We start from the raw sequence: 25,643 nt of genomic DNA, 5'->3' as shown, positions 1-25,643 counted from the left end.
TGTTTCGATGGATCGCATGATCGATCAGCATGTCTCTCACCTGTTCATGAGAGAAAACCAGCAGAATTTCAGCGACCAAAACCACCATCAAAGACAGGGGCTACGACCGATCGTGTCAGCATGAGATCAATGCTGCGATTCGGATTGCCGCGCGTAATGACCTGCACGGGAGTGGCTGTCGACCACTGGAGTCGGCCCTGTGTCCAGATTTGTGCATCAATGGCGTAAATGCGTCTTTGATCAATCTCGTCACCATCGAAGTTCAGCCGGAAAGAAACGGGCACACTGCGTGGATTTTCGATGACTTCATCGACCAGCACGCGAGGGAACCGGGGGTTATCCGTGATGTCGACCAATCGAACTTCGACCACGGAGTTTGGTGGCAGAGCCATGCGCTCGCGGTAGGTGACTGTGCCGACCAGAGTCGATAGCCTGGAGGGAGGATTGGGTATCAAGGACCGTTCAAGTCGAACCACTCGATTGGCCAGTGTGCGATCCCGGTGATTCCAGATGAGCAGGTTGACATACCCGCGAGAGTCGGCTCGTTTTTGAAACTCTTCTCCGATGTCAAAGAGCTGGCCGTTGACGATACCGACCTGATAGCCGTTGACGGTAATGATGATATCGTCGACCTCAATCCCGGCCCGGCTGGCCGGCGTGGGCCGGTAAACTTCAGTCACACGGACGCCGACATCGAAGTCTTCGCCTTCAATTCCCATTTTCCAACGGGGAAGGTTGGGTTGCGGGAACTGTGGAGTCGGAGGCAACAATCGAGGTTGAACCAGACGAGGATCCACGCCTTGAATGCCGCGGGATCGATCATCGGGTTGAAAGGTTCCCAGTTGCGCCTGAACCGTCCCACTCGAGCTAAGAGCCAGAAGTACCACTAACTGACACAATCCATGACCAGCAAACTTCGTCCATAACCTTGCCATCACTAAGCCTCCTGAGATGTCTCGCCTTGAAGTTTTCCGTAACTCCATCGCTCCATTTGGTGAATGAAGCTGAAATTGAAACTGGCTGGTCGGTATCTTAACGACCAATTCAGTCGTTCTCGCATGAAAGCGGCTGTTTTGTCCACTGGAAAAATGGAAAAGTGTCAGCATCGAGTTCTTCGTTGACCCAGATCGCCCTAGGGAGAATTGTCAAAGCACTCAATGGAATTGACCTTAGCGGTTGAAATGCTGGGAGACGGGCTATTACTCTAAAGCGGTTGTGTTGCAGACAATTCCGCGAGGGGACTGGCAATAAGACAATGGCCATGGTTCTCTCAGACGATGCATGGATGTGAAGTTTGTCACCCGCTGCTGTCGATTCCCGCCCAAATACCGCTAACGAAGCACAGGCTCCAGCCCGTCATCTCGTATTGAGGCTGCTCGGCCTGGCGTGGCGATATCGCAAAAAATGTCTGGCTGTGGTCTTCCTCAATGGATTTGTCGCCATTCTGGGACTGGTGGGATTTCAACTCACGGGGTTAGGGATCGACGTCTTACGAAAGGCTGTGGATCCGGCGGCTCCGGCTGTGCGCTGGCCTCTGGGCTATGCACCACCCGAGAGCTGGTCACTGGTGGCAGAATTGTCAACGGTCGCTGTCATGATGGCGTTGATGGCGGTTTTGTCCCTGGCGATCAAATACTGGGCGGCGATCGTATCGGCCCAACTGAGCCAGCAGATTGTGATTCAATTACGAACCGAGGTTTACGACAAACTGCAGAGATTGTCGTTTCGGTACTTTGACGACCATGACAGCAGTTCGCTGATCAATCGAGTGGCGGGTGATGTCCAGGCCATCCGGCAGTTTGTGGATGGTGTGGTCATCAAGTGCCTGGTGGTGGTGATCACACTGGCTGTCTGCATTGTCTATATGCTGCGGTTGAATGTCGGCCTGACGATTGCCTGCCTCGCGACGACACCACTCTTGTGGTGGGGTGCCATCTGGTTTGCCCGGGTGTCGCGCGAGCAGTATCTCGAGGCCAGCAAACTGGGCGACGAGATGGTGCGGGTTCTTTCCGAGAATGTGCAGGGCATTCAAGTCGTGAAAGGCTTTGCTGCCGAAGAGGGACAGATCGAGCGATTTGCCGAAGCCAACCGCAGGATTGTGGAACATAAGTTCGGGATCTTCTGGAGCCTGAGCCTCTATCAGCCCATCATGGGGATTCTCACGCAGATCAATATGCTGGTGCTCATCGGGTATGGCAGTTATCTGACGATTCGTGGCGAATTGCCTCTCGGAACGGGGTTATTCGTCTTTGCCAACCTGCTGCACGAATTTGCCAACCAGGTGGGCCATGTCACCAATATTGCCAACAGTATTCAGAGCAGCTTGACCGCTTCGGAACGTGTATTCGAGATACTCGATGCGCCACTCGAAGTCGATTCTCCCGCATCGCCACAGCAGCCAGTTCAAGTTCGTGGAGAATATGTGCTGGAGCAGGTGAGCTTCGAATATGTTCCCGGCAAGCCTGTGCTCAAAGAGATCAACCTGCGGATTGGTTCGGGCCAGATGGTGGGGATCACCGGAGAAACCGGTGCGGGAAAAACGACCTTACTGGCTTTGTTGACCAGGTTTCATGATCCGACTTCAGGCCGCATATTGCTCGATGGTGTCGATTTGAAAGCGTGGGATCTGCCTCTTTTGCGACGACAGATCGGGATGGTCTTTCAGGAAAGTTTTCTATTCAGCAATACGGTCTCGAACAATATTGCCTTTGGTAAGCCCTCGGCGACTCTCGATGAAATCGAATTTGCGGCCCGCCAGGCGGCTGCGGAAGAATTTATCTCGGCCATGCCCGGGCAATACCAGAACGTGGTTGGTGAGTATGGCACTAACCTTTCGGGTGGTCAGAAACAGCGAATCTCACTGGCGCGTGCGTTGATCCTTCGTCCGCCGGTCCTGATTCTTGATGACGCCACAGCGGCTGTGGATTCTGAAACCGAGCATGCCATCCAGCAGACGCTTGATCGACTTCGCGGCGAACGAACAGTCATTCTCGTTTCGAGTCGAGTCAGTACGTTAAGACATGCAGATCAGATTTTTGTGCTGAATGCCGGGATGCTGGCTGAAACGGGCAATCATCAGGAATTGATGCAGAAGCATGGCCATTACTTCCAGATGGCCCAATTGCAGGCGTGGGAACAGACACTGACTGAGCCTGAAGATTCGTTACCAGAGGATCGTGAAGCCAGTTCGTGGCCCAGTGCGCAAGGAGCGGCCTTTCCGCAAACGAAAGGGATCCGCAACGTATGAAGTCATCTGCTCCGCAAGCGATCATCGGGGATCTTCAAGGACTGACGCAGGTTGTGCGTAAGGAGGAATCCGAGGCACAGACCAGGCCTCTGGATTTCCGGCTGATTTCCCGAATTCTGACTTATATGCGGCCCTATGCAGCCAAACGGAATGCACTTCTGGTGGCGGTAGTGCTCCGAGCGATTCAGCTACCGGCATTGACCTGGGCGATTGCACTGACCATCAATGGCCCTGTCACATCACGAGATATTCCAGGGGTCTGGCTGGCTGCGGGGGGATTTTTCCTTCTGGCACTTTCGACACAGTTCGTGATGCATTTTCGACAGCGTTACGCCCTCGAACTGGGTGAACTTGTCGTTAAAGATCTCCGCAATGAGTTGTTTGCACATCTGCAGAACATGCCCTTGAGTTTCTTTAACCGTACAAAAGTCGGGCGAATTATCAGCCGCATGATTTCGGATATGGAAGATGTGCGTGTCGGTGTGCAGGAAGTGTTGTTTGTCAGCCTGGTGGCGTTTGGACAGTTGCTCGTCGCGGCAGCCTGCATGCTCTATTACGACGTGGGACTGTTTCTTCTGGTGCTGGGGATGGCCCCGATTCTGTGGTTGACCAATCGGTACTTCCACAAGCTGATGAGTGAACTATTGCGGCAACTGCGGGAATCTTTCAGCCGGGTGACAGCCACTTTGGCGGAATCTGTCCTGGGCGTGCGAGTTACGCAAGGGTTCAGTCGGCAGGATGAAAATGCGAGATTGTTCAAGTTACTGGTGCAGGATCATTCGAAATACAACACGCGTGTGATGCAGGCCCAGGGGCTCTTTTTGCCACTGCTGGAATTCAACAGCCAGTTCTTTGCGGTGCTGCTTTTAATTGTCGGGAGTTACCGCGTTTTACAACCCGATTCGACACTGACCATTGGCGAACTGGTCGGTTTTTTCTTTATGGCGAACATGTTCTTCTCGCCGATTCAGATTCTTGGCAATCAGTACAATCAGGCACTGACAGCGATGGCCGGGGCTGAGCGATTGTTTGCACTGCTGGATACGCCGCCGGAATGGACAGATTTGCCAAATGCCCGGCCCTTGCCCGATGTGCGAGGACAAGTCGAGTTCGACAATGTGTGGTTCAGTTATGAACCTGGCCGGCCTGTTTTGAAGGGGATCAACTTCAAAGCCGAACCGGGTGAAACGATTGCTCTGGTGGGACATACCGGAAGTGGCAAGACATCGATCATCAATCTTGTGGCTCGCTTCTGGCTCCCTGACTCTGGCCAGATCCGCGTGGATGGAGTCGATCTGCGGGGAGTGACGAGTGAATCTCTCCATAGGCAGATTGGAATTGTCCTGCAAACCAATTTCCTCTTTGCGGGAACGGTGCTGGATAACGTCCGGTTTGCCCGGCCCGATGCCTCTTTCGAAGAGGTGCAACGTGTCTGTCGGCAATTGGGTTGCTGGGAGGAATTCAGCGGGTTATCGCAAGGTCTTGAAACGCCGGTGGGAGAACGTGGTGCCCAGCTTTCGCTCGGGCAGCGGCAAATGGTCTGTTTTGCCCGGGCATTGCTGGCCAACCCGCGAATTCTGATTCTTGATGAAGCGACGAGCAGCATCGATATCGTGACGGAAATTCGTCTGCAACAGGCACTCAAAGTGGTGATGCAGGGCCGCACCTGTTTTGTGGTGGCCCACCGGCTCAGTACCATTCGTGAGGCCAGCACCATTCTGGTTCTCGATCATGGGGAAATCATCGAGCGGGGAAATCATCACCAGTTGATTGCCAGGCAGGGGCATTACGCCCGGCTGTACGAACGATTTTCCCGTGCCGTTACGCTGCCACCAGCGGGCTGAACAATGCAGCCTGATTGCTTCCGAACTGGCTCCCTACAGGCTCAAGAACTGGCACTGCGATACTGGGTCAGTGCGAACTGAAAGATCCAGCGCGAACATATGAGCGAAAATCCAGCAGCGACTAAGGTCAATAACGTCCACAGGGATGGCGCCGTGATCATCGACATCACCACCTGCGCGGGGACAGTCACAACCAGCAGAATGGGAATCACGAACTGGAATGTGAACCGTATGAGTTCTCCAATCGGCGAACCGCTGTAAATGCTGGCTGGGTAGCGAGCAAAGACGGTCACATAGAACCAGAAATCGAGCAGACCCTGGTTTCTGCCCAACCAGATACTGGACGCTGCCAGTGCCAGCATGAGGCTGTAGAAAAAGGCGACAGCCGAGAGCAGCAATAACGGATAGATCACCAGCACCCATCCTGAGGGCCAGACACCATTCTGATAGATCGCGTAGCCTAGTAACCCGATCGCGAACACAATCTGGTTCGCCATGGAGAGATCCATTTTTTCAAACGAGACCAGGAATTGGGTATCAATCGGCTTGAGCAAAGCAAAATCAAGTGAACCCGTACGGATCATCTCGCTGAAGTTGGCACAATTGGGCATAAAGATCGCCTCGACGATCGCGTTGATCAGCATGCCCGTGGCCATAAATCCGAAGTATTCGGCTCTCGTCCACTCGTTGATTTGCGGGACGACGCGAAATATCAGATCGAACATCACGATTTGAGCCGCAAACCAGAAAAGTCGCGAGAACAACGTGATCATGAAGTTGCTGCGAAACGAGAGCTCGCGCACCAGAGCATTGCGGAAGAAAACCATCAGCACTCGCAGATAGTTGGCCTGGAGCTGCCGATTTTCAGTTGTCATCCCACGTACTCCACGCCGGCTTCGCCACTTTTGACTTCGCCAATGCGAACAGGATTTTCGCCCATAGCGAGAAGCTGCTTTTCAATACTGGCAGCAAATTGCGGTCTGACAATCAGGACAAACCCGATCCCCATATTGAAGACTTTGTACATCTCTTCCCGGTCGATACCACCCAGCGACTGTAACCAGCGGAAGAGTGCCGGGATTTCCCACGATTTTCGATCAATCACCACATGGGCGCCGGGCGGCAGAAATCGCTCGATGTTATCGCGAAGACCACCACCTGTGATATGTGCCAGCCCACTCACCGCAATCCGGCTGGTGTATCGTCGCAAGACACTCAGCACCTGACGAACATACAGCCGCGTGGGCTTGAGCAAGGCTTCGCCGACTGTGGTGCCGAGTTCGGGAATCTGTTGCTCGACCTTGAGTTTGGCGACTTCGAAAACCACCTTGCGCACGAGGCTGTAACCATTCGAGTGGAACCCACTGGAAGGCAAACCAATGAGCACGTCGCCGGGTTTGACTGCTTTTCCGTCGATGAGCCGCTTGCGTTCGACGACACCCGTACAAAAGCCAGCCATATCAAAATCGCCAGCCGCATAGATATCCGGCATAATGGCGGTTTCGCCGCCTAAGAGAGCTGCTCCACATTCTTCGCAGCCTTTAGCAACTCCTTCGACCAGGCTGGCGACAAGATCAGGATCATCTTTTCCTAAAGCCAGATAATCTAGGAAGAAAAGTGGCTCGGCTCCCATGCAGAGCACATCGTTGACGGACATCCCCACCAGATCGATACCAACCGTCTTATAGCTCTTGAGCTGAATCGCCACTTTGAGTTTGGTACCCACGCCATCAGTCCCCGAAACCAGCACAGGGTCTTCGTAACTGTGCTGCCCTGGTTTGCGGCTGTGATTGAGTCGGAACAAACCGCCAAAAGCGTCGTTGATTGACACAACCCGCGGTGTATGAGTTCGAGCCATGAGCGCGGGCAGCCGCTTCATCGCCTCATCGTAAAGCTTGAGATCAACCCCTGCAGATTCGTATGTCAACGAAGCCATTGTTTTTGCACCGAAAAGGCTAAGGAAAGCGTTTCAGTGCAGTATAACCCGACAGAGGCAGGCTCGCACAGCGAACGGCAAATTCCTGACAAGACGCTGGCTGGCAGGCTTAAAGTCGCTGGAACTCGCTGAAAGAGATGCGAAAAGCCGTTGAAAAATTGAGAACCTGTGACTGGATCGCACTGTCAACATCTGGCGTTGTGATAAACACACCAGCGAAAAGGATTACCGAATTGAATCGCCCGGCCATGCGACAAGAATTGATCAGTTGGGATGATTTTGAGCAGGTCGAATTGCGTGTGGGCACGATTGTCGAAGTCCACGATTTTCCCGAAGCTCGAAAGCCGGCTTATCGATTGACCATCGACTTTGGCGAGGCCATTGGGCTGAAGAAATCGAGCGCCCAGATCACAACACGGTATGAGAAGGAGCAACTTCTCGGGAAGCAGGTGATTGGTGTCGTCAATTTTCCAGTGAAACAGATCGGCCCTGTCCAGTCGGAATGTCTGGTGACAGGGTTTTACCATCCCGATGGATCGGTCATTCTCGCTGTTCCTGATCAAGCGGTGCCGAATGGCTCCAAACTCGGCTGAGCCACCAGGAACACCCGCAACAATCCCATACTGATGTGTTTCAATTGAGGGATGGCGGACTGGATTTTTCTTTCCGGTCGATCCATGCGAGCCAGGGGCCGGTCATCATCGTGGTGACAATGGCCATAATGACCAGCATCGTGAACAGTTTGGGAGAGAGAACACCCAGATCGAGGCCGAGATTCAAGACGATCAACTCCATCAACCCGCGGGTGTTCATCAGCGAGCCAATGCGCAATGCATCGAAGTGCGATACGTTCGACCAACGTGCCGCAAGATAGCTGCCGCCGAATTTTCCAAGAATTGCCATTGCGATGAGCGTCAGGCAGATAAGCATATCAGTGAAGGAGGAGAGCAGACCGATTTGTGTGCGCAAACCCGTGATGGCAAAAAACGCGGGGAGCATGACGGGTGCGAAGGAGTTGAGCAAACTGGCAAGTCCCTTCCCTGCGGCCGATTGGTGCGAGATCAGTGCACCGAAAAAAAACGCACCAAAAAGTGCATGAATCCCGATCAAATCAGTGATTCCAGCCGAGATGAGTCCCAAAGCCAGCAGGAAGATCACCTGGCTTGAACTGCGGCTTTCACCCATTTCTTCGCCGCCAGAATTCTGGATCCCGGCCACAGTGGAGGATGTCGTGATGCGGGTTAACAAGGGTTTAAAGGCCAGCAGCATGAACAGGCAGTACATGACAGCACAGCTGACAACCCTGATGGCATCGGCCGCAGTCGATTGGACGATTCCGATGACAATCGCTAGCAGGCACCAGGCGGTCACATCGTCCGCAGCGGCACAAGTGAGTGCCATGACACCCAGCGGAGTCTGTGACATCCCGCGATCGGCGAGAATACGAGCCAGCACAGGAAAAGCCGTAATCGAAAGGCTGACACCCACGAATAGAACAAAGGGGGTAAAACTGGCAGCTTCGCCAGCCAGTGACGGATAAAGGGCAATCGCAGCCATGCAGCCGAGAATCATGGGGAAAATGATACTTCCATGAGATATGGCAAGGGACTGATGGCCTTTCGAACGAAGTGCCGAGATGTCGAACTCCAGGCCCACGTTCAGCATGTACAGGATCACCCCCAACTGGGCAATCACACTGAGAGCCGGCATCACGGTGTCAGGAAAGAGCGTGGCTGTGGCTTGCGGGAAAGTGGCTCCAAGCAGCGATGGGCCCAGGGCAATCCCGGCAAGAACTTCACCAATCACAGCCGGTTGATTCAGCCGGTGGCACACCTGACCCAGGCAGCGACCGACAATTAAGACCGCGGCCATGGCAAACATGAGTTGTGCCACCAGATGAACGGCATGTCCCTGAGGTTTGGCTGTGGTTGAGTCCTGAGGTTCGTCGGCGATACTGTTGACGGAATGACTGCGATTCACCAGCAGCTGTTCGCCAGACTGGCAGATGATGACCACAATGAAGATGGCGACGACAATCGTGACCAGATAGGTGGCCCAGAATTTCCACACGTTGATCTTTAACGCGCTGTGAGCCGGAGGATCGCTGGATGGAATCTCCATGATGAGTACAAAATCCCCGAACCACCCTATTAGTCTACCAAGCTGCGAAAATTCTATTGTTTAAACAATAATTGTCACAACAACTGTATGCAAGCAGAAGACACAGAGAATGTCACAAGTTGTTTAACAGTAGAGGATTGATAACAAACATCCACTGGAGATTTAATCGCCAGCTGGAAGATCGGCGTCATTCGGGATTGCGACTGCCCGCAAGTCGTAGCCGTCGCGAGCCGTGATTTCGACGGGAATCATCTGACCTGCGCGAAGGTTTTCACCAGTCACGAAGACATTCGCGTCGATGTCTGGCGCATCGAAAAAGCAGCGGCCGAGCCACGTCTGCTCGTCGATCTTGCGGTCGAGTACGGCATCGAGTTCATAGCCAATCCATTGATCAGCAAAGGCAAACGCATGCGGCTGCTGAATTTCCATGAGTCGATCACGCCGGGCTGCTTTGACATCTTCGGGAAGATGATCGGGGAGTCGCACAGCCGGTGTTCCCGGCTCATAGGAATAGGTGAACGCTCCTAATCTGGCAAAGCGACCTTCATCGACAAACTGGCAGAGTTCTTCAAACTGGGCATCGGTCTCTCCCGGGAAACCCGTGATGAAGGTGGTACGGATCGTAAGATTCGCAATCCGATCCTGCAGTTTATCGAGTAATTCCACGGTGGCAGCTCTGTTCGTGCGACGCTGCATTCTCCGCAGCATCGTGTCGTTAATGTGCTGCAAGGGGAGATCGAGATAAGGCAGAATCTTGCCTGAGCCGGCAATGGTATCGATCAGTTCATCAGTGAAGTGAATCGGGTAAAGGTACATCAGGCGGATCCACTGAATCCCCTCGACTTTTTCCACTTCTCGAAGCAGTTCTGCCAGACGCACTCGACCATACAGATCGAGTCCATAGTAGGTCGTATCCTGGGCCACAAGAATCAGTTCTTTGACGCCATCCGCAGCCAGCTCCCGAGCTTCCTGAATGACCATCTCGATTGGCTTAGTGATGTGCTTCCCACGCATTTTAGGAATCGCACAAAACGTACAGGTTCGATCACAACCTTCTGAGATTTTGAGATAGGCGAAGTGTTTGGGAGTGACTCTTAAACGCAATCGGTCATCCATGGCCCGGATGGGGGCTGGACGGAAAACTTCGCGTTGTTCGCGTGCTCCACCGACCATTCGATCGGCGACTTTGCCAATTTCTTCCCGGCTGAAGACACCCATGACATGGTCGATCTCCGGGATTTCCTGCAGGAGTGCGCCACCCATACGTTCTGGCAGACAGCCAGCGACGATGACACCACGAGTTCCGCCGTGAGACTTGAGTTGGAGCATTTCGCGGATGACCGATTTTGATTCTTCGCGGGCACTGTCGATGAAGCCGCAAGTATTGATGACGACGAAATCGGCTCCTTCGGGATTAGGAACCAGCGAGTAGCCTTCCTCGGAGAGCGTACCGAGCATACGTTCGCTATCGACGAGATTTTTGGGGCAACCCAGGCTGACGAAGGCGTATGTCCCTTTCGAGTTGGTTTGGGGGCCAGTACTAGCTTGTGGCAAGCTGGGCGTTTCGTCGAGCGAGATGATCGGCAACTGCATTGTCTGGTTCATTTCAACGAAAAAGTCATGATCTGGATAAAGGCGAAGCGAGCACTGGCTCAACTGAGAAAGTCAGTCTCACAGGGATTATTCAAACAGGCTGTCCACAACAACTTCGAAGCCGGGCAGGATATCGGGAAACGTCAAAAGGTCGGCACTCGTCAAAATCTGTGCTTCCTGGTCGGCTGAATAAACATGGACATGTTTAGAACTGGGGTCGATGATGGCCACTGTGAGAACATTGGCATTGAGGTACTCAGCCACCTTCTGCAGGATGTCTTTCCAGCGATCGTTCTGGGAGCGAATCTCGATGACCAGTTCGGGACTGGCTGGCCAGTATCCCTCTGGTAATGAACCTGCCGGGATTCGTTGATAGCTGTAATAGGCGAGATCCGGGCCACGTACAGTATCGGGATCGTGTTGTGTCACGACCCCCGCATCACCTCCGACGACCCTCCCCAAATTTTTCTGCTTCACAAACTGCGCCAACCAAAAGCTGGTATTGATGAGAATGTATCCATGCGATGTGAACGGCCGATTCATCTCGACAACTCTCCCACGGACAAGTTCTGTCAACCGGCCGTCGTTATCCAGTCGGCCGTATTCGTCTGCGGTGAGTAATTTTGAGCCCAGCAGTGTTGTCATGATGGATGGTTCCCCGGCAAAACGGGCTCGCTCTTCAACTTCGTCCTGATTCTATCGCAACGGAGGCCCGGCGGGAATCACCCACTGGGGTACGACTTCCCTGGATCGCAACTTGCGAGACTATTGTCGATTCGATGGCCTGCCACGTCATCCGAGAGATACCTCGATTCAAGGTGTCTCATCCAAAGATTTGAGCCAGTCAGCCTGTACGGGAATGAGAATCTGCAGAATATCTGACAAGACTTTTGATGGTCTCTGTAAGGCATCCACGAATGCGACTTTGTCCGAGTCGTAGCAGTTGATCACAGGGTCGCTCTCGCGGCGGTACACTTCGAAGCGTCGCCGGATCACCTCTTCCGAAGCATCGTCAGCCCGGTTTTCCCGAATGGCCCGGCGTTTAATGCGGTCAATCATCTGTTCATGATCGGCACAGATAAGATGAATGACCTTCAGGACGTTGATCGTCGAGTTGAGAATTTCCGCCTGAGTCACCGTTCTGGGAATGCCGTCCAGAATCAGAATTTCTTCCGGCGGTCGAAAACGCGAGACAGCAATGTGTCCCAGGAGTGCCTTATTCCAGACGCGGACTGTCAATTCATCTGGAACGAGTTCGCCGCGTGAACTGTGGTCGTAGATTTCCCGGCCTTCAGGAGAGCGAATGTTGAGCGAACGGAAAACATCGCCACAGGCCAGATGAAAGAACCCGGGAATCTGACCCAGAATTGTGCCTTGCGTCCCTTTCCCTACCCCAGGGGCACCGAACAGGAGAATGGTGGGATATCGATCATCGGACATAAGTGTGCCCATCAGCAGGAGATTTGCCAGAACGCCTGGGACTTCGTTTCAGCTGAACTCAAGACAATTTGACCAAAGACCAAATCACGATCGACAACAAACAATTAGCCCCCGAAGGATGATCCTTCGAGGGCCTCATGATGATTTCCGCAGGCATGTTGAAATCCGAAATTGAAATTTCACAGCCCGAATGGACGGTTTATCGTAACAACTGATTATCGTGACATGAGGGCGACGACGAGACCAATCTCGACGGGCAGGCTGATGTCAGTAGCTGTCGGCAGAGCCATGACGCGGATCTCAAACCCGCTGCGATCAACGGCCAGCCAGTCGACTGAAGGAAGAGAGGCACTCTCGACCAGGTCGGCATAAAGTTCTTTAACGTTTGGACGGTTCCGCAGAGTGATCACGTCGCCTGGCTTGACCAGAATCGACGGAATGTCAACGGTGTGGCCATTTAACTGGAAGTGACGGTGTACAATCCCCTGTCGTGCCTGGAGGCGGCTCTTGGTGAAGCCGGCACGGCGGACAATGTTATCCAGCCGACGCTCGCAGGTCAGAAGGAGAAACTCGCCGGTATTCCCCTTCTTGGCGCGGGCCATTTCGAAGTATTTTCGCAGCTGTGCTTCGCGCAAGCCATAGTAATACTTGATCTTCTGCTTTTCGAAGTGAGCTGTCCCATAGGCGGACAGTTTTCTTCTTCGCTCGGCCATACCTGGCGGAGTATTGCGACGCTCCAGCGCACGAATGGCACCGGCATTTTCGAAAACGATTGCACCCAACCGACGATTCACACGTCCCTTAGGACCCGTATAACGACCCATGCACCAGACTCCTGCACGACCTTAATCGTGCGCACCCAAAAGCTCTTGTTGGTTCAAAGCCAGAAACCGCGAATCATGGCGATTGCTCCGCCTGTCGTCAACCATACAGAGGATTTGATCCCGACTGAATCTTGCCCTAACGGTAAAGATGTTTCGATGCAACATATTCCTGGGCAATATGTTACTTCGATTTTTGTGGGGCTTTGTCGCGTTCCGTCAGTTTTTTCTGCTTTTTCAATAACTTGGGAAGCTGCTCGGGATCGACAATCCAACCCCGGCATTGGCTGGCGCCGCATAAGCAGGGAATCGCCCCAACAATGTCCCAGGCGTAGTCGATGCGGACTTCTTCCTCGGGCTCAATCGTGCAGAGAGCCTCAACCGTCACTTCCGTCGGGCCGGGTGTGCCGTCTTCATAGACTGTTTCATGCAGAAACAATTTCGCATTCGGCTCGCAGCAATGATTCAAATAGCGGAACGGGCCCCGTGGCTCCAGCGACTTAACCCCATCTCCCAGATCGATGCAGTAAGTCGAAGTGTACTCCGGATCATCGATCACTTTTCCGGTGACCTTCCCGATTGTCTCGCCTGCGGTAATTGTCCGGATGGCAAAGACGCCTTTCCCATAAGGAACTTTACCCACTCGAATAATCTCATACCAAGCCGGCATCTTGCTGTCCTTTTCTCCGGGCCGCACGTTTCACGGAATCATCTCGAATATTGACACGGGATGGAAGATCCCGATCTCTGATGAATCCATCAACTCTCGATAACAATCCACATGATAACGGTCGGCTGAGCGTGATTCCGCGATGAGCATTCCCCCGCATGCGGTGTTGTTCGCAAAATCTCTTTGGGAACGGCACGGAAAGGTATCGCTTTGCGAGTGGAATTACACCGGGTGACTTTCAGCCGGTCGTACGACGATCCGTACTCCATCGACAGAAATGACTTCGATGGGAGTTCCCGGTTGAACAAAGCCACCATCACTCACCACATCCAGAATCTGCTGCCCGACTCGAGCTTTACCGGAAGGCCTTAGCACAGTGGTGGCCACACCATGAGCTCCCATTAAGTCCGCAGAAATCGCCTGGAGTTCGTCATGCCTTAAACGAGGTCTGCCGGTGGCTTCGATAGCCGCTGCTCCACCAGGAGGTGCCAGGATCATGGCTTCCATCCAGGGGAGGTTCGGGAGGTACTTGCTCACGAAAAATCCAAAGATCATCACACCCACCATCGCTGCCGAGATGGTGCCTAATCCATGAGCGATATTGATGGAGGCTCCCCAGGCATCGACATGGCGAAACGATTCAATGGCCATGACCAGCGAAGTCAGCACCAGGAGGATCCCTGAGATCCCGGTGACTCCAAACCCTGGAATCACGAAAATCTCCATGGCGATCAACACCACTCCCAGGAGGAAAAGCGAGACTTCCAGCCAACCGGCAGTTCCTCCTAAAAACGCAGCCCAGAAAAACAGCGTAAAGCTGGTGGCCGAGACAATACTCAAAATCCCGGTGAAGAAGTGAGCTTCAAGGTAAAGTGCCCCCAGTGCCACCATCAACAGCAAGACCTTCATGGGGGTGGTATTCAACACAAAGACCAGTGAATCGACCCAACTGGGTTTGATCGGCTGGAGCCTAAGCTCTGCAGAAATCCCCAGTTTTTCCTTAAGCGCATCCAGATCCGGAACAATGCCGTCTGCCATTTTGAGTTCAACAGCTCGTGGTGCCGTGAGCGTGATCACCATTTCGCCGCGAGTCTCTTCAAGTTGAGGCCCTTTTTCCCACAAATCGCCAGCGGCTTCAGCCTCTTCCTCTGTCATGAACCACACACGACCCGAAGATTTTTCCCGCATGCGGAAGACTCGCGTTCCCCGGTCAGCCATCGCAGCCGCAATTGCTTCGGGACGCCCTTTTTGCTTCGCGAGTGCCAGCAAGGTGGCCCTGATGACGGTCATCACTTTATCGGGAACACGTTCAAAGGCTTCACCCGGGCGTGCCTCGATGGGCTGTACATCCCCCATCTTGGCATTTGGAGCCATGTAGATTTCATCACAGCCCAAAGCGACCATGGCCGCACCACTGATTGCTTGACGGGGAATCCACGCCACTGTGCGAATCTTCTCCTCGGAGAGACTCGCGATCAGTTCGGCAAGTTCTGAACTGACGGTTGCCAGTCCTCCCGGCGAGTCAATTTCGATAATCAACAGTTCGACACCCTGGGCCTGATATCTGGCAATCTGCCTGCGCAGAAATGTCCCATTCATCTGATTGATGACGCCATCCAGACGAATGATCCCCACCTTCTGCTGTTCTTCGGCCGGCCTGATTCGCATGGATTCTTTGGGCAACTGATAAAGATCGGCCACTTCGGTCTTGGTCTCGGCTGTTTGTGTGCAAACCATACCCCAGCTTCGCAAAGTGTCACCGCTGAATCGACCGACCAGACCGGCTTCTTTCAGCCGCTGGGTTTCCAGAATGACAGCTTGCGATGCCTGGAGTTGCTTCAGTTCTTCCGCATCGACAAAGCGGATATCTGTCCCTTTTTCACCACCAGCACCCGGTTTTTCGACAGTCACCTTCCACAGCACGGCCTCTCGATTGGTCAGACTCGACAAGACGGCTGAACTGACGCGCGGGTTGACCCGCCGGGAGGCAATCATCTGCAAGAGCTGCTGATCTTCTTCGGGTAATTTCTCGCCGCGACCTAAGTCTCCCAGCTCAGCATCTGGTTTCACGACAACATCCTGACAGGCCAGTGCGACCATCGCCTGCCGACCGGTGACTGTCTGAGGCACCCAGGCCACAAATCGCACACGCGGTGTCTGTGCCGAAAGGAGGAAACGAACCAGACCCTGCACCTGATGCGGTGGGCTGACTCCCGGTTCGATTTCGAGCACCATCACGGCTGGTCGATTTTCGGCAGTGGCAGTCGCCTGGAGTTTTTGTGCTGTCCCCGTGATCTGATTGAAGACCACATCGTTGATCGGTGCTGTCACACGGACGAACTGCCCCAGTGGTTGACCAGCCTGAAGCGCATTTGCATTGGCAATCCCTGAACCATTATTTTCTGCCGGGGCCACACCCTGAGGGATGAGCGGTACACTGGGGGACTTCGCTTCAGCACCTGAACTCTTCGCACCTGAACCCTCAGGAATTGGTGCATCTTCGCGGGGTGGTGCGCCAGGCACTGGATCGACGGCAGCAAATCCTGCCTTAGGTGTCAACCACAGGCTTCCACACAACATCAACAGCAGCAGGCATTTCGGCTGCAGGAACCACGTTTTCGAGGTCCTGCTGACTGACAGAGTTTCTGGTCGTGGAAGCCTCGCCTGATCGGATGAGATCTTTAAGCTGCCGTACGAACTCGCACTCATGGGCACTGCTCCTGCCAATAGTTGTGAAGGGCTGCCACTGCTCATCATTCACTCATGCTGAAAATGCGTCGTCGGTTTTCTGATAACAGTCGTTCAAAATTATATCCAATTCCAGCGAGCAAAGTGTGAGTGCTTCCAAGATTCATATCGGTTTGCAGTCTGACCTGTGAGCCTGATGGCCCACAAGGAGACTCATCGAACGAATTCCTTAAAATACGAGATAGACCTTGCCGGATTTCTGCGGAGCTTCTGCCGCGAGCACAGCCTGATGAACTTCATCGATAGGAAACTGCAATCCCACTTCGGTTCGCAGAATTCTGCGTTCCTGGAGATAACGGATGGTCTTCACGAGAGAAAGTTTCTTCCATAAGTTCATCCTGGCCATCTCAGCACCGAGCCAGAAGCCCCTCACGCTGGCTCCGTACGTCATTAATGAACGTGGGGAAAAGCTCATCGGTTCATGCGAAAGCGTCCCATACAAGACAATCTGGCCAGATTCACCCAGCATTGAAACCAGAGTGGCTGCCAACTCTCCGCCGACGGGATCAATCGCATAACGTATGCGGCCACCCGGTAACTGCTGCTGAAGCTCTTCTTTCCACAAGCCTGCGTCATCTGTCACGATGACGGCATCGCCACCGGCTCGCTTCACAATTTCTAGAGCGCTGGCCGATCTCACCAGATTCATCGTGCGGAAGCCGTAATGCTTCCCGAGGGCACAGACCATCTGCCCGACAGCCGAAGCTGCTGCCGACTGTACGAGCCAGCCACCTTGAGGAATCGACAGGCTCTGATTCGTTAACAGCCAGGTGGTGGCGGGATTCACAAAGAAACTGGCCGCTTCGAGGGAATTAAGTTTGGAACCGACAGGGATCACATTTTTGGCTGGCAGATCCAACTCTTCGCCCCAGGTGCCGCCATCCGCAGCGAGGACAGCAACGCGCTTCCCGACCAGCCATCGTCCATACAGACCGGCATTTGCCGCACTCACAATCCCTGCACCTTCATAGCCAATGCGAGCCGGAAGGGGTGGCTGCTTAGTGTACCGGCCGCGAATCGTCATCAGATCTGAGGGATTGATCGGCGCTGCTTCCATCCGCACACGCACCATGCCTTTTGCTGGCGTTTGAGCAGCATGGGCGGAAGCAGAATCTGCTCCTGAAGGTGATTTGTTTGTGTGGATGGATTGAATTTCAATCACGTCTACGGGTTCACCTGTTCGACGAAAAATCGCAGCCTGCATGGCATCGCCTTATGAATGTTCGAGTGGCTTCAACACGTTTGTATCTGAAGTTTTGATTGGTCTGCGATGATGGCAGAAATAGATAGCAAGGATAGACTCGGCAACTGGCTCTTACACCTATCCTTGAAGGCAATGACGTGAAAGAAACCGTCAAGCATACTGTCTCGGATCTATTGTCTTTTCCACAGAACTTCGCTGGTTTGTTTCTTGACATGTGCTTGGCGAAAGGATCGCTGACGATGGTGAAGTCCCGGGAAACATCGAAGGCTGAGCCCGGCGTGGAATCGCACCCGGCATCTGTCATCGCCGGCTGAGTTCCTGATTACTAAAGGAGACGGGAAACCCGCTGGGATGATGCTCTGGCCCGGATTCGAAATTCCCAAGACCAGCCGGCGCCTTCAGAAAAGCCTCGCCAGCAGGTGTGGGTATCGATCAGGACGGACGGCCCGTACCACCCAGCCGAAGCCTATCCAGAAATCACCAACTGCTTAAGTTTTCTGGTCAACCTCTCAGCATATTCCTGGTCATTTCCTCAACAGCATAGTTTACATCTTCATCTGCAGTTCCATACACGTCCCTGGTGGTCTCAGCAACAAGTGTCGCAATTGCTTGAAATTGCTCTCTCTCAGAGAATACATAACGACAGTGATTTTCAATCGATGTAATCCATGATGTGCAAATCATTGTTGGGTACTGCTTTCTCGATGCGATATGCAGCAGGGCAGTTGATAATGCAATTGGACGGCAGGACTTGATTTTGCATAACTCAATCATACTGGATATACGATGCAGGCGACTCGAAGTCGGCCTCAAATAGAATGAACTTGTACATAACGCTATGAAAAACTCATCCGGCCCATGAGATGATATGTATGCACTTGCAATGCCATTCACCAGCGAAGCTCGCGAATTGAACGCCTCTTTAACAATATCATCAGGGATTGGTGTCGAAAGTGTCATGCAGACAATTATTGCACAAAACTTTAATTTCTCTGGCATTAGTCTCCACTTGGCAATCAATTCTTCGCTTGTGTCAATATGATGCCTTTCACACCAATTCAAGAAATGTGTATAAACGTTTTGTATAGTATGATCCTCTGGAGATAAAGTGGCAATTATGTGCGTTACAACATTTTCGATCTTGTGTACTTTTTTCTTTTTGGCCAACTTCTAGCCTCCTCAAATGAAACAAGGCGGATTTTATAGTGGGGATCAGTCAGCACCCTTGACCCCTGCTACTCAAACGCCAACTGCACCCAAAGTCCGTACTTACGCACATTTGTGAGCAAAATACAGTGACCTGCAGCTAGCATACTTGCTCAACTCTCCCCGCGCGATCGTCTTTTACGGTAGATATGCGGAGTAATGACGCCCGAAACAACGCGTTGCCAAAACCTGGACTTTTGCCAAATTGAGGCTTACATGCGACATGATCGGTTGCGCTACCAGGGCGTTTCCATCATGTTGACAATCCGGCGGGCCAGCCTCGATGTCGAGTCGGCCGTCGCGGTGGCCAGAGATTGACCAACTTCAGGTGCGAAGTCGGCTTGAGAGGCCATGGCAATCGAACTGGTATCGAGTGGTGCGGTCTCTTTACCGAGGACCTCACCACTGCGAAGATCTTCCCAGGTCACATGCACCATCAGTGAAAATTGCAGTTCGCGAGGATCATCCCAGGTGGTTTCTCCCAGAACATCTTTGCGGATTTCGACAATTTTCCCCGAAAGGCGTGTCTCGGCTTCATCGCCATTCACCAGTTTAAACGGGGTTCGTGTGCGAATCTCACGCTGCACAGCTTCCGTCAACTGGTACTCAATCCCCCGGCGGAAAGTATCGTTCTCGAAAATAGGGACAGTCACTGTCCGAATCTGAGGACTGAAGGCTTTTCCAATCGTGTATCCACAGCCGGTGAAAACCCAGGGCAAGGTCGAGAGCATCGCCAGACAATCACGCCGAGAGATTTTTTGTGCAGCCGGAAACGATTCCCGCGGCGCAAATTCTCCCTGACAACGCTGCTGATCTCGAGGAGTGGTCATCGCCCCTCCTGAGGTCTTTCACCTGCGGCCTGAATAGTGCGTGGATCGACACCATTATCGCCGGGAGAACCGCGATCATCGGGTGGATTATCTCCCGGATTCAATAACTCTCGCCCTTCGGATTCCTCGGCAGGAGTCTCTTTGCTGCCACCCCACCAGCTTCGGGATTTTTCTGTCTTTTCAACAGGTTTGAGTTCGGGTGGCGTGGTGGGTGTCAAACCGGGAATGGGTGGAATCAGTGAGGGCTTCGGTTGAGGCGGTGGTGCGATACGGTACTTTTCACCAGTGGCGTATTGTGGCCCTAATTCATTGAGGATTTGACGGGCTTGAGGAGCATAGGAACTGTTGGGGTAGCGGTCGATCAGCATGTGGCAATACAGACCCACAGCACTGTCGCGGCGTTTTCTCTGATAAAAACGAATCTGTTCCCAGAGGCGAGCAACTTCGGCTTCCTCAATCCCAGCCAGTTCTTTTTCCAGACGGGCGCGATCTTCAGCTTCCGGGTAGAGGCGGAGAGCTGTCTCTTTAAGTTGACGAGCTTCTTCAAGGCGGCGGCCATCGTAGCCAGCCCCTTCATAAGACATCAATTTGACGTGAGAACCCAGCAAAAACGCCTTTTGAACGTGCGGGCTGTTCGGATACTGCTCTCGCAGAAGTGAGAAGTAGTTATCAGCTTCGGCCCATTTGCTGCGTCGCGCAAAATGACTGGCGGCGAGCATCAGAGCGTCATCGGCCAATGGCCCGGCAGGGTCATTGAGCCAGATCGCCCGTAAGGCAGCGATTGCATTTCCTTCGGGATCAAAAACGGGCTTCTTCTCGTCGAACAGATTGAGAGCAAAGGCGCTTTGTTTCTTATCTTCCACTGGGGAAGGTGGCGGAAGTCGTTCGCCTGGATTTTGCAGATTGGTCTGCTGAATTTCATCGATTTGAGCAACCTTGGGATCATTCAACCAGATCCGGGCAATTTCAAAGAGACGTCGCGAGATCGAATCCAGATACCGGGATGATGGATACTCTTTCAGCAGTACAGCGACGATGTCATAAGCGTCGGCATAGTGCTGTCTCTGGAAAGCAGATTCCGCCTGCATGAAGAGGGCGTCCTCTCGAATCTCGCTCTTTTTGTACTTCTTCGCGATTTTCTTGAACGCACTTTCGGCTTCGGCGAACTTGCCTTCCTTGAATAACTCTTCGGCCTTTGCGAACTCTTCGGAACCAGCGATCGGGGCCAGAGAACGCTCGTCTCCATCCGCATCTTCCGTTGCACTGGCCTGTGTGATCAGACCGCGGCGAAGGCGTCTTTCGGTGGGACCTTGAACGCCATCAATTTTGGGTTCTTTGAATCCGGAGACCAGGGGCGATTGCCACTTGGTCGCTGCACAACCCGCTCCTGCAAATGCGCAAAGGGCCAGCAGCATTGCCGCAACGACGAAGCGTGCAGCAATCTGATCAGGTCGTGGGAGCGAATTTATTGGGCCGGTTCCAGACATGGTCATCCATGACACTGAGTCGGACGTGCGAAATTTCAGTTGGTGGGAGCAATGAAAGGCTTGAATAGCTGCTTGTAGCAGAAGCTTGAATTTACTGGAAGCGCAGTAGTTTCAAAGTGTTGGGCCGCTTTCCTAAAGTGTGAGTCACGGCTGCCAGCATGACTGCCCGAAGTTCCTTAACCTGTTGTGGTGAAGGGATTAACCGCGACCAGGTGGTGTTTTCATTGCTCGCCATCCGCCGCAATAACTGAGCCGTCCCCGCGTGAACAGGAATCTGAGAATAGTCGTCGCGCTGGCATGCAGGGCAAATCATGCCCCCTTGCCCGGGCCAGAAACCAAACAGCCGGCCTTCTGTCAATTCGGCTCCACAAGCCATGCAGGTCTCGAAATCCGGAAGCTGGCCACACTCTCTGAGCATGATCAATTCAAACCGAGTTAACTTGATCGCCAGGTTCGAAGCATCTGCCAGACTCTCGAGCAGCTTCTGGGCTTCGTCGTAAATCTCAGGATGGGGATCGTAATCTTCCGTCAGCCCCAGAATGAGCTCAGCAACGTAATACCCGGCATACAGTGCGTTGAGTTGATTGGGCTCAGGACGGAAGCGATGCACCAGCCGGGCTTCTGTGAGGAGATCCAGCCCGCTGGAAGCTTTCTTGAGAAAGACCACATCACAAGTTGATAGTAAATCCAGTGACGACTCGAATGGCCCTTTTAAACGCCGGCCACCTTTTGCCAAGGCCGAAAAACGCCCGTGCTCTCGGCTGAACATGACGACGATGCGGCTGGTCTCACTGAAGTCAGTGACCCGTAAAATGAGCGCCGTCCCCTTTTCTGCCGCCATTGCCGGGCCTCTGTCCTCTCTGCGGGATGGTCATGCTGAAAAGTTAAGGCGTATACAGAACAAGTGACAGAGAATCGCCAGAGACCCAAACCTGGACCTGAAACCTGGAAAAGCTCCAGCCATGCCTCGGTTACGGAGAGATTTTTTTGGGCTCCGGTAATGCCAGTGCAGTCTCTAATTGCATGAGAACATCAGGCGATTCGACATAGACCAGAGGCTTCAGGTTGGTGGTCACTGGAGGCAAGCGGTAAAGCTGTTCAGCCCACGGGATTTGAGCCCAGGAGGCTGGCCCCTGTGTCACTTCCCAGCCTGTTTCGGTCTTTTGAAGGGGGACGACCAGCCGGGTCTTCGCAGGAAATTTGCTGAACTGGGAAAGTTGAGGGAGTTTTTCCGGGGGCTCTCCCTTCCAGGTTTTTACGACTTGATCGAATGATTGGCCTTGCTCGCTGGTTCCCAGTTCAACTGTCACCACCGCATCAGAGAGGGAAATCTGCAGTTGATTGACCACGACGGGATTGGCTGTGGAAGCCGCCAGACAGGTGAGAATTAAGATCCAGACAACGAGCATTCCTCCGGCCACATACAAGGGCCACTGCCTCGTGGGCAGCAGATCAGGAGGTGAATTCGAATCTCGCAACTGTGATTCAGCAGACAATATACCTCGACCTTTCGCTGCCATCCTCACCCGTCATCCAGTTCTGCAGGAGCAGACCGAAGGCACCTCGGAAGGGATGCATTGATATGGCGTCACCAGTGGATCAATTCGTCACGGTTGACGAAACGCCTTAGTCGTATCCACCAGATAAGAATTCAGGAAGACTTCATTGAACTCGTAGATACCATCAAAATCCGTCAGTTGATCTTCATCGGTTTTGCGGAGTTCCCCGCGCTCAACGAGGTCAAAGACCACCCGGCCAAAATCGTGTGTCGATTCGATGCCCCACAAACGAAATACAGTGGGAGCCATCATTCCGAACATGCGACTCCCGAGAATTCGCACACCTTCGAGCAGTTCTGCGCCGGAAATGTGAGCAGATTCTTCAGATTCATCCAGATTGCGAAGTTTTCCAGCCTGATCCTGGGCAACTTTCAGGGCTTCTGTGACAAACAGGTAAGCCTGAGGTGGAAATTTCATCTTGGGACGAGTTGCACGATCGATCAAACTCATAGTTTCTGATGCCACCGTTAAGATTTGAGGGATGTAAGAAGAATAAAATAGGACAGCCCTCTGGCGTCTCATTGGATGATACACGCTGTGTCGAGCGTTTCGAAAGTCTGAAGTCGCGAGCATTTCCGCAAATTTATGCTCTTTATTGTCAAATTGACAATCACAGTTCCTGAGGTCTCCGGCCAAATCTGATCTCGAATCAAATTCTCCAGCCAAAACTTTGGGGATCAACGCTCTGAGAATCATGCTTTCCCGCAGAAATCACCAGATCGAAGACATAAAAGCCCTGATGATGGCCTTTTGTTGTGCGATGCCAGTTCAGCGGAGGCCTGCCAATCCCTAAGCCCAACTTCTGGAATCGTCCAGATTTTTCGTGGGTCATGAAGGGTTTTTACCGGCAGTTGATGAATTCGATCGACATCCAATTGCCAGAGAAGGGGCTGACGTGCAGAAGACTTCCTGAACTGTCGGCCAAACCTGCCACTAAGCCAGCCAGAGGAGAAACGACTGCCCGAATCATGGCATTGCAGGCTATTTTTGTGAGTGGAGCGCAGCACACGCGCGAATCTGTTAAACTCTCGGGTTTTGTCGAGTGCAGGTCATTCAAACCAGCGATTCCATGAACTCGGTCGAGGTCAAGAATCGCCGGTGAATATGACTTGGCCGTGGAAGACAATACTGCGATCAAAGCCTCAGAAGGTCATTGATTTCGGGATCTGTTTCCACGGATGCTTCCCAGGCTGGCTGGTTTTTACAAATCACCAGCACCAGGGCAGATAAACCACACGATCAGTCGACGACATCACGAACAGCATTTGGAGTCAAAACAGCTCTCGCCAGAGTGAGGTTTTGATTCCCAGGTGTTTCCAGCGATTGGGAAGCGCCTGAATTCACTGCGAACAACTTGAGGGTAACGGTCTATGGGCGCCTTTCTCGGGATCGACATCGGCACAAGCGGCACAAAGACAATCGTCATGCGGGCTGACGGCGAAATTCTAGGCTCAGCCACCGTCGAGTACCCACTTTCCAACCCAAAACCCGGGTGGTCTGAACAGGATCCAGAAGACTGGTGGAATGCTGTCGTCGAAAGTACCAAAAAGGCCATTAAGTCGGCAAAAATCAAAGCCGAAGAAATCAGCGGGATTGGTCTGAGTGGCCAGATGCATGGCAGTGTCTTTCTGGATAAATCCAGCGAAGTGCTCCGCCCTGCCATTCTCTGGAACGATCAGCGAACTGCCGCCGAGTGCCTCGACATCGAAAAAAAGGCCGGTGGCCGCGAGAAGCTGATCGAAATGGTCGCCAATCCGGCACTTACAGGATTTACCGCTCCCAAGATTATGTGGGTCAAGAAAAACGAACCCAAAATCTTCGACAAGACTGCCCAGATCCTGTTGCCGAAGGACTACATTCGCTTCCGTCTGACAGGGACATATGCGACCGAAGTCAGCGATGCTTCCGGCACATTGCTGCTCGATGTCAGCCAGCGAGTCTGGTGTAAACCACTGCTCGACAAGCTCGACATCCCACTTTCGTTGCTCCCGAAAATGCACGAATCGGAAGAGATCACCGGGACTGTCAGCGCAATTGCTGCCAAACAACTGGGACTCAAAGCCGGGATCGCTGTCGTGGGAGGGGCCGGTGACCAGGCTGCCGGTGCTGTCGGAAACGGCATTGTCAAACGCGGCGTGATCTCTGCCACCATGGGAACCAGCGGCGTGGTCTTCGCTCACTCCGATGAAATGCAGATTGACCCTCAGGGGCGTGTGCATACTTTCTGCCATGCCGTTAAAGGAAAATGGCATGTCATGGGCTGTGTCCTTTCCGCTGGCGGCAGTCTCCAGTGGTATCGAAATACACTGGGCCTCGTCGAAGTGGCCGATGCCCGCAGATTGAAAACAGATCCTTACAATCTGATTACCGAACAGGCAGCAGAAGCTCCTGCAGGTTGCGAAGGGCTCTTCTTCCTGCCTTATCTGACGGGCGAGCGCACTCCGCATGCCGATCCACTGGCTCGCGGCGCCTGGGTGGGGCTGACGATTCGGCATGGCCGGGCACACCTCATTCGAGCTGTGATGGAAGGTGCCACTTATGCCATGCGGGATTGCCTGGAAATCATCAATGAATTGAAGATTCCCATTCGCGAAATCCGCGTTTCTGGCGGTGGGGCACGCAGCCAGTTCTGGCGACAGATGCAGGCAGATGTCTATGGACGCCGCGTGGTCACGATCAATGCGGAAGAGGGGCCTGCCTATGGTGTGGCACTTCTGGCTGCCGCTGGCACTGGCGAATACAAGAGCGTGGTCGAAGCCTGTACTGCCACCATTCGTGTCAACGGCGCGACCGATCCGAACTCCGAGGCCAAACGCGTTTACAACAAGTCGTACCCCATGTTCGGTAAACTCTATCGATCGCTTAAGCCCGACTTCCCGGAACTGGCCAAGCTGGTCGATGTCTAAAGCCGCTGGAGCTGCATAGATCTGGCTCGAT

The 25,643-nt window shown here is 53.2% G+C and carries 22 protein-coding genes; 4 read left to right on the top strand and 18 right to left on the bottom strand.

The window, feature by feature from the left end; translation table 11 throughout:
* Positions 1 to 68: 68 nt before the first annotated feature.
* Positions 69 to 935, bottom strand: a complete 867-nt coding sequence (locus PLIM_RS22370; RefSeq protein WP_013109020.1) for a YbaY family lipoprotein — start codon at positions 933 to 935, stop codon at positions 69 to 71.
* Between the two features lie 359 nt (positions 936 to 1,294).
* Between PLIM_RS22370 and PLIM_RS03935 the strand changes: the two genes are divergently transcribed.
* Both PLIM_RS03935 and PLIM_RS03930 read left to right on the top strand, forming a co-directional pair.
* Complete coding sequence (locus PLIM_RS03935; protein ID WP_013109018.1) at positions 1,295 to 3,247, top strand: ABC transporter ATP-binding protein; 1,953 nt, start codon at positions 1,295 to 1,297, stop codon at positions 3,245 to 3,247.
* On the top strand, positions 3,244 to 5,091 hold the full coding sequence (locus tag PLIM_RS03930) for an ABC transporter ATP-binding protein (protein ID WP_013109017.1): 1,848 nt from the start codon (positions 3,244 to 3,246) through the stop codon (positions 5,089 to 5,091). Before PLIM_RS03935 ends, PLIM_RS03930 begins: the two co-directional genes overlap by 4 nt.
* Before the next feature lie 41 nt (positions 5,092 to 5,132).
* On the opposite strand, the gene PLIM_RS03925 is transcribed toward PLIM_RS03930, so the two are convergent.
* Both PLIM_RS03925 and purM read right to left on the bottom strand, forming a co-directional pair.
* Entirely contained in the window at positions 5,133 to 5,966 is an 834-nt protein-coding gene (locus tag PLIM_RS03925) for an ABC transporter permease (protein WP_013109016.1), read from the bottom strand.
* A complete protein-coding gene (gene purM, locus PLIM_RS03920; protein ID WP_013109015.1) occupies positions 5,963 to 7,027 on the bottom strand; it encodes a phosphoribosylformylglycinamidine cyclo-ligase in 1,065 nt (354 codons plus the stop codon). The genes PLIM_RS03925 and purM overlap by 4 nt, the downstream gene beginning before the upstream one ends.
* A 248-nt stretch (positions 7,028 to 7,275) precedes the next feature.
* On the opposite strand from purM, the gene PLIM_RS03915 reads away from it, so the two are divergent.
* On the top strand, positions 7,276 to 7,620 hold the full coding sequence (locus PLIM_RS03915; RefSeq protein ID WP_041402873.1) for a tRNA-binding protein: 345 nt from the start codon (positions 7,276 to 7,278) through the stop codon (positions 7,618 to 7,620).
* A 40-nt stretch (positions 7,621 to 7,660) separates the two neighbouring features.
* On the opposite strand, the gene PLIM_RS03910 is transcribed toward PLIM_RS03915, so the two are convergent.
* From PLIM_RS03910 to PLIM_RS03845, 15 genes are all read right to left on the bottom strand, one after another.
* Positions 7,661 to 9,148 carry a cation:proton antiporter gene (locus PLIM_RS03910; protein ID WP_013109013.1) on the bottom strand — a complete coding sequence of 496 codons (1,488 nt, stop codon included), beginning with the start codon at positions 9,146 to 9,148 and terminating at the stop codon, positions 7,661 to 7,663.
* Between the two features lie 162 nt (positions 9,149 to 9,310).
* The gene (gene rimO, locus PLIM_RS03905) at positions 9,311 to 10,741 is read right to left on the bottom strand and encodes a 30S ribosomal protein S12 methylthiotransferase RimO (RefSeq protein WP_081440196.1); all 1,431 of its coding nucleotides are present in this window, start codon (positions 10,739 to 10,741) and stop codon (positions 9,311 to 9,313) included.
* 87 nt (positions 10,742 to 10,828) lie between these two features.
* Positions 10,829 to 11,386, bottom strand: a complete 558-nt coding sequence (locus PLIM_RS03900) for a Uma2 family endonuclease (RefSeq protein ID WP_013109011.1) — start codon at positions 11,384 to 11,386, stop codon at positions 10,829 to 10,831.
* A 168-nt stretch (positions 11,387 to 11,554) separates the two neighbouring features.
* Positions 11,555 to 12,181, bottom strand: coding sequence for an adenylate kinase family protein (locus PLIM_RS03895; RefSeq protein WP_041402867.1), 627 nt, complete (start codon positions 12,179 to 12,181; stop codon positions 11,555 to 11,557).
* 215 nt (positions 12,182 to 12,396) lie between these two features.
* Entirely contained in the window at positions 12,397 to 13,005 is a 609-nt protein-coding gene (gene rpsD, locus PLIM_RS03890) for a 30S ribosomal protein S4 (protein ID WP_013109009.1), read from the bottom strand.
* A gap of 181 nt (positions 13,006 to 13,186) precedes the next feature.
* Positions 13,187 to 13,672 carry an SET domain-containing protein gene (locus PLIM_RS03885; RefSeq protein WP_013109008.1) on the bottom strand — a complete coding sequence of 162 codons (486 nt, stop codon included), beginning with the start codon at positions 13,670 to 13,672 and terminating at the stop codon, positions 13,187 to 13,189.
* Positions 13,673 to 13,894: 222 nt separating this feature from the next.
* Positions 13,895 to 16,381: an NfeD family protein gene (locus PLIM_RS03880; RefSeq protein ID WP_013109007.1), complete on the bottom strand. Its 2,487-nt coding sequence runs from the start codon at positions 16,379 to 16,381 to the stop codon at positions 13,895 to 13,897.
* 208 nt (positions 16,382 to 16,589) lie between these two features.
* A complete protein-coding gene (locus tag PLIM_RS03875; protein WP_013109006.1) occupies positions 16,590 to 17,624 on the bottom strand; it encodes a zinc-dependent alcohol dehydrogenase family protein in 1,035 nt (344 codons plus the stop codon).
* A gap of 501 nt (positions 17,625 to 18,125) precedes the next feature.
* Positions 18,126 to 18,791, bottom strand: a complete 666-nt coding sequence (locus PLIM_RS24020) for a hypothetical protein (protein ID WP_013109005.1) — start codon at positions 18,789 to 18,791, stop codon at positions 18,126 to 18,128.
* Between the two features lie 275 nt (positions 18,792 to 19,066).
* Positions 19,067 to 19,660 carry an LPS assembly lipoprotein LptE gene (gene lptE, locus PLIM_RS03870; RefSeq protein WP_013109004.1) on the bottom strand — a complete coding sequence of 198 codons (594 nt, stop codon included), beginning with the start codon at positions 19,658 to 19,660 and terminating at the stop codon, positions 19,067 to 19,069.
* Positions 19,657 to 21,147: a tetratricopeptide repeat protein gene (locus tag PLIM_RS03865; protein WP_013109003.1), complete on the bottom strand. Its 1,491-nt coding sequence runs from the start codon at positions 21,145 to 21,147 to the stop codon at positions 19,657 to 19,659. The genes lptE and PLIM_RS03865 overlap by 4 nt, the downstream gene beginning before the upstream one ends.
* 91 nt (positions 21,148 to 21,238) lie before the next feature.
* On the bottom strand, positions 21,239 to 21,988 hold the full coding sequence (gene recO / locus PLIM_RS03860) for a DNA repair protein RecO (RefSeq protein ID WP_013109002.1): 750 nt from the start codon (positions 21,986 to 21,988) through the stop codon (positions 21,239 to 21,241).
* Between the two features lie 130 nt (positions 21,989 to 22,118).
* Positions 22,119 to 22,643: a hypothetical protein gene (locus tag PLIM_RS03855; RefSeq protein WP_041401082.1), complete on the bottom strand. Its 525-nt coding sequence runs from the start codon at positions 22,641 to 22,643 to the stop codon at positions 22,119 to 22,121.
* 111 nt (positions 22,644 to 22,754) lie between these two features.
* Positions 22,755 to 23,150, bottom strand: a complete 396-nt coding sequence (locus tag PLIM_RS03850) for a Minf_1886 family protein (protein ID WP_230849390.1) — start codon at positions 23,148 to 23,150, stop codon at positions 22,755 to 22,757.
* A gap of 205 nt (positions 23,151 to 23,355) precedes the next feature.
* Positions 23,356 to 23,538, bottom strand: coding sequence for a hypothetical protein (locus PLIM_RS03845; RefSeq protein WP_041401078.1), 183 nt, complete (start codon positions 23,536 to 23,538; stop codon positions 23,356 to 23,358).
* Between the two features lie 538 nt (positions 23,539 to 24,076).
* On the opposite strand from PLIM_RS03845, the gene xylB reads away from it, so the two are divergent.
* A complete protein-coding gene (xylB, locus tag PLIM_RS03835; protein WP_013108999.1) occupies positions 24,077 to 25,612 on the top strand; it encodes a xylulokinase in 1,536 nt (511 codons plus the stop codon).
* The last annotated feature ends 31 nt before the right edge of the window (positions 25,613 to 25,643 follow it).

This window comes from Planctopirus limnophila DSM 3776 (assembly GCF_000092105.1).
Taxonomy (GTDB): domain Bacteria; phylum Planctomycetota; class Planctomycetia; order Planctomycetales; family Planctomycetaceae; genus Planctopirus; species Planctopirus limnophila.
Note: the sequence above shows the minus strand (reverse complement) of the source record. Positions and strands in the feature narration are given on the sequence as shown.

Excerpts from the sequence above, each read along its gene's own strand:
- PLIM_RS03915 (WP_041402873.1), top strand. The coding sequence starts at position 7,276 with ATGCGACAAGAATTGATCAGTTGGGATGATTTTGAGCAGGTCGAATTG.
- PLIM_RS03875 (WP_013109006.1), bottom strand. The coding sequence starts at position 17,624 with ATGCAGGCTGCGATTTTTCGTCGAACAGGTGAACCCGTAGACGTGATT.
- rimO (WP_081440196.1), bottom strand. The coding sequence starts at position 10,741 with ATGCAGTTGCCGATCATCTCGCTCGACGAAACGCCCAGCTTGCCACAA.
- PLIM_RS03910 (WP_013109013.1), bottom strand. The coding sequence starts at position 9,148 with ATGGAGATTCCATCCAGCGATCCTCCGGCTCACAGCGCGTTAAAGATC.
- PLIM_RS03865 (WP_013109003.1), bottom strand. The coding sequence starts at position 21,147 with ATGTCTGGAACCGGCCCAATAAATTCGCTCCCACGACCTGATCAGATT.
- PLIM_RS03880 (WP_013109007.1), bottom strand. The coding sequence starts at position 16,381 with ATGAGTGCGAGTTCGTACGGCAGCTTAAAGATCTCATCCGATCAGGCG.
- lptE (WP_013109004.1), bottom strand. The coding sequence starts at position 19,660 with ATGACCACTCCTCGAGATCAGCAGCGTTGTCAGGGAGAATTTGCGCCG.
- PLIM_RS03900 (WP_013109011.1), bottom strand. The coding sequence starts at position 11,386 with ATGACAACACTGCTGGGCTCAAAATTACTCACCGCAGACGAATACGGC.
- PLIM_RS03925 (WP_013109016.1), bottom strand. The coding sequence starts at position 5,966 with ATGACAACTGAAAATCGGCAGCTCCAGGCCAACTATCTGCGAGTGCTG.
- PLIM_RS03895 (WP_041402867.1), bottom strand. The coding sequence starts at position 12,181 with ATGTCCGATGATCGATATCCCACCATTCTCCTGTTCGGTGCCCCTGGG.
- purM (WP_013109015.1), bottom strand. The coding sequence starts at position 7,027 with ATGGCTTCGTTGACATACGAATCTGCAGGGGTTGATCTCAAGCTTTAC.
- PLIM_RS22370 (WP_013109020.1), bottom strand. The coding sequence starts at position 935 with ATGGCAAGGTTATGGACGAAGTTTGCTGGTCATGGATTGTGTCAGTTA.
- PLIM_RS03885 (WP_013109008.1), bottom strand. The coding sequence starts at position 13,672 with ATGCCGGCTTGGTATGAGATTATTCGAGTGGGTAAAGTTCCTTATGGG.
- xylB (WP_013108999.1), top strand. The coding sequence starts at position 24,077 with ATGGGCGCCTTTCTCGGGATCGACATCGGCACAAGCGGCACAAAGACA.
- PLIM_RS03845 (WP_041401078.1), bottom strand. The coding sequence starts at position 23,538 with ATGACCCACGAAAAATCTGGACGATTCCAGAAGTTGGGCTTAGGGATT.
- PLIM_RS03930 (WP_013109017.1), top strand. The coding sequence starts at position 3,244 with ATGAAGTCATCTGCTCCGCAAGCGATCATCGGGGATCTTCAAGGACTG.
- recO (WP_013109002.1), bottom strand. The coding sequence starts at position 21,988 with ATGGCGGCAGAAAAGGGGACGGCGCTCATTTTACGGGTCACTGACTTC.
- rpsD (WP_013109009.1), bottom strand. The coding sequence starts at position 13,005 with ATGGGTCGTTATACGGGTCCTAAGGGACGTGTGAATCGTCGGTTGGGT.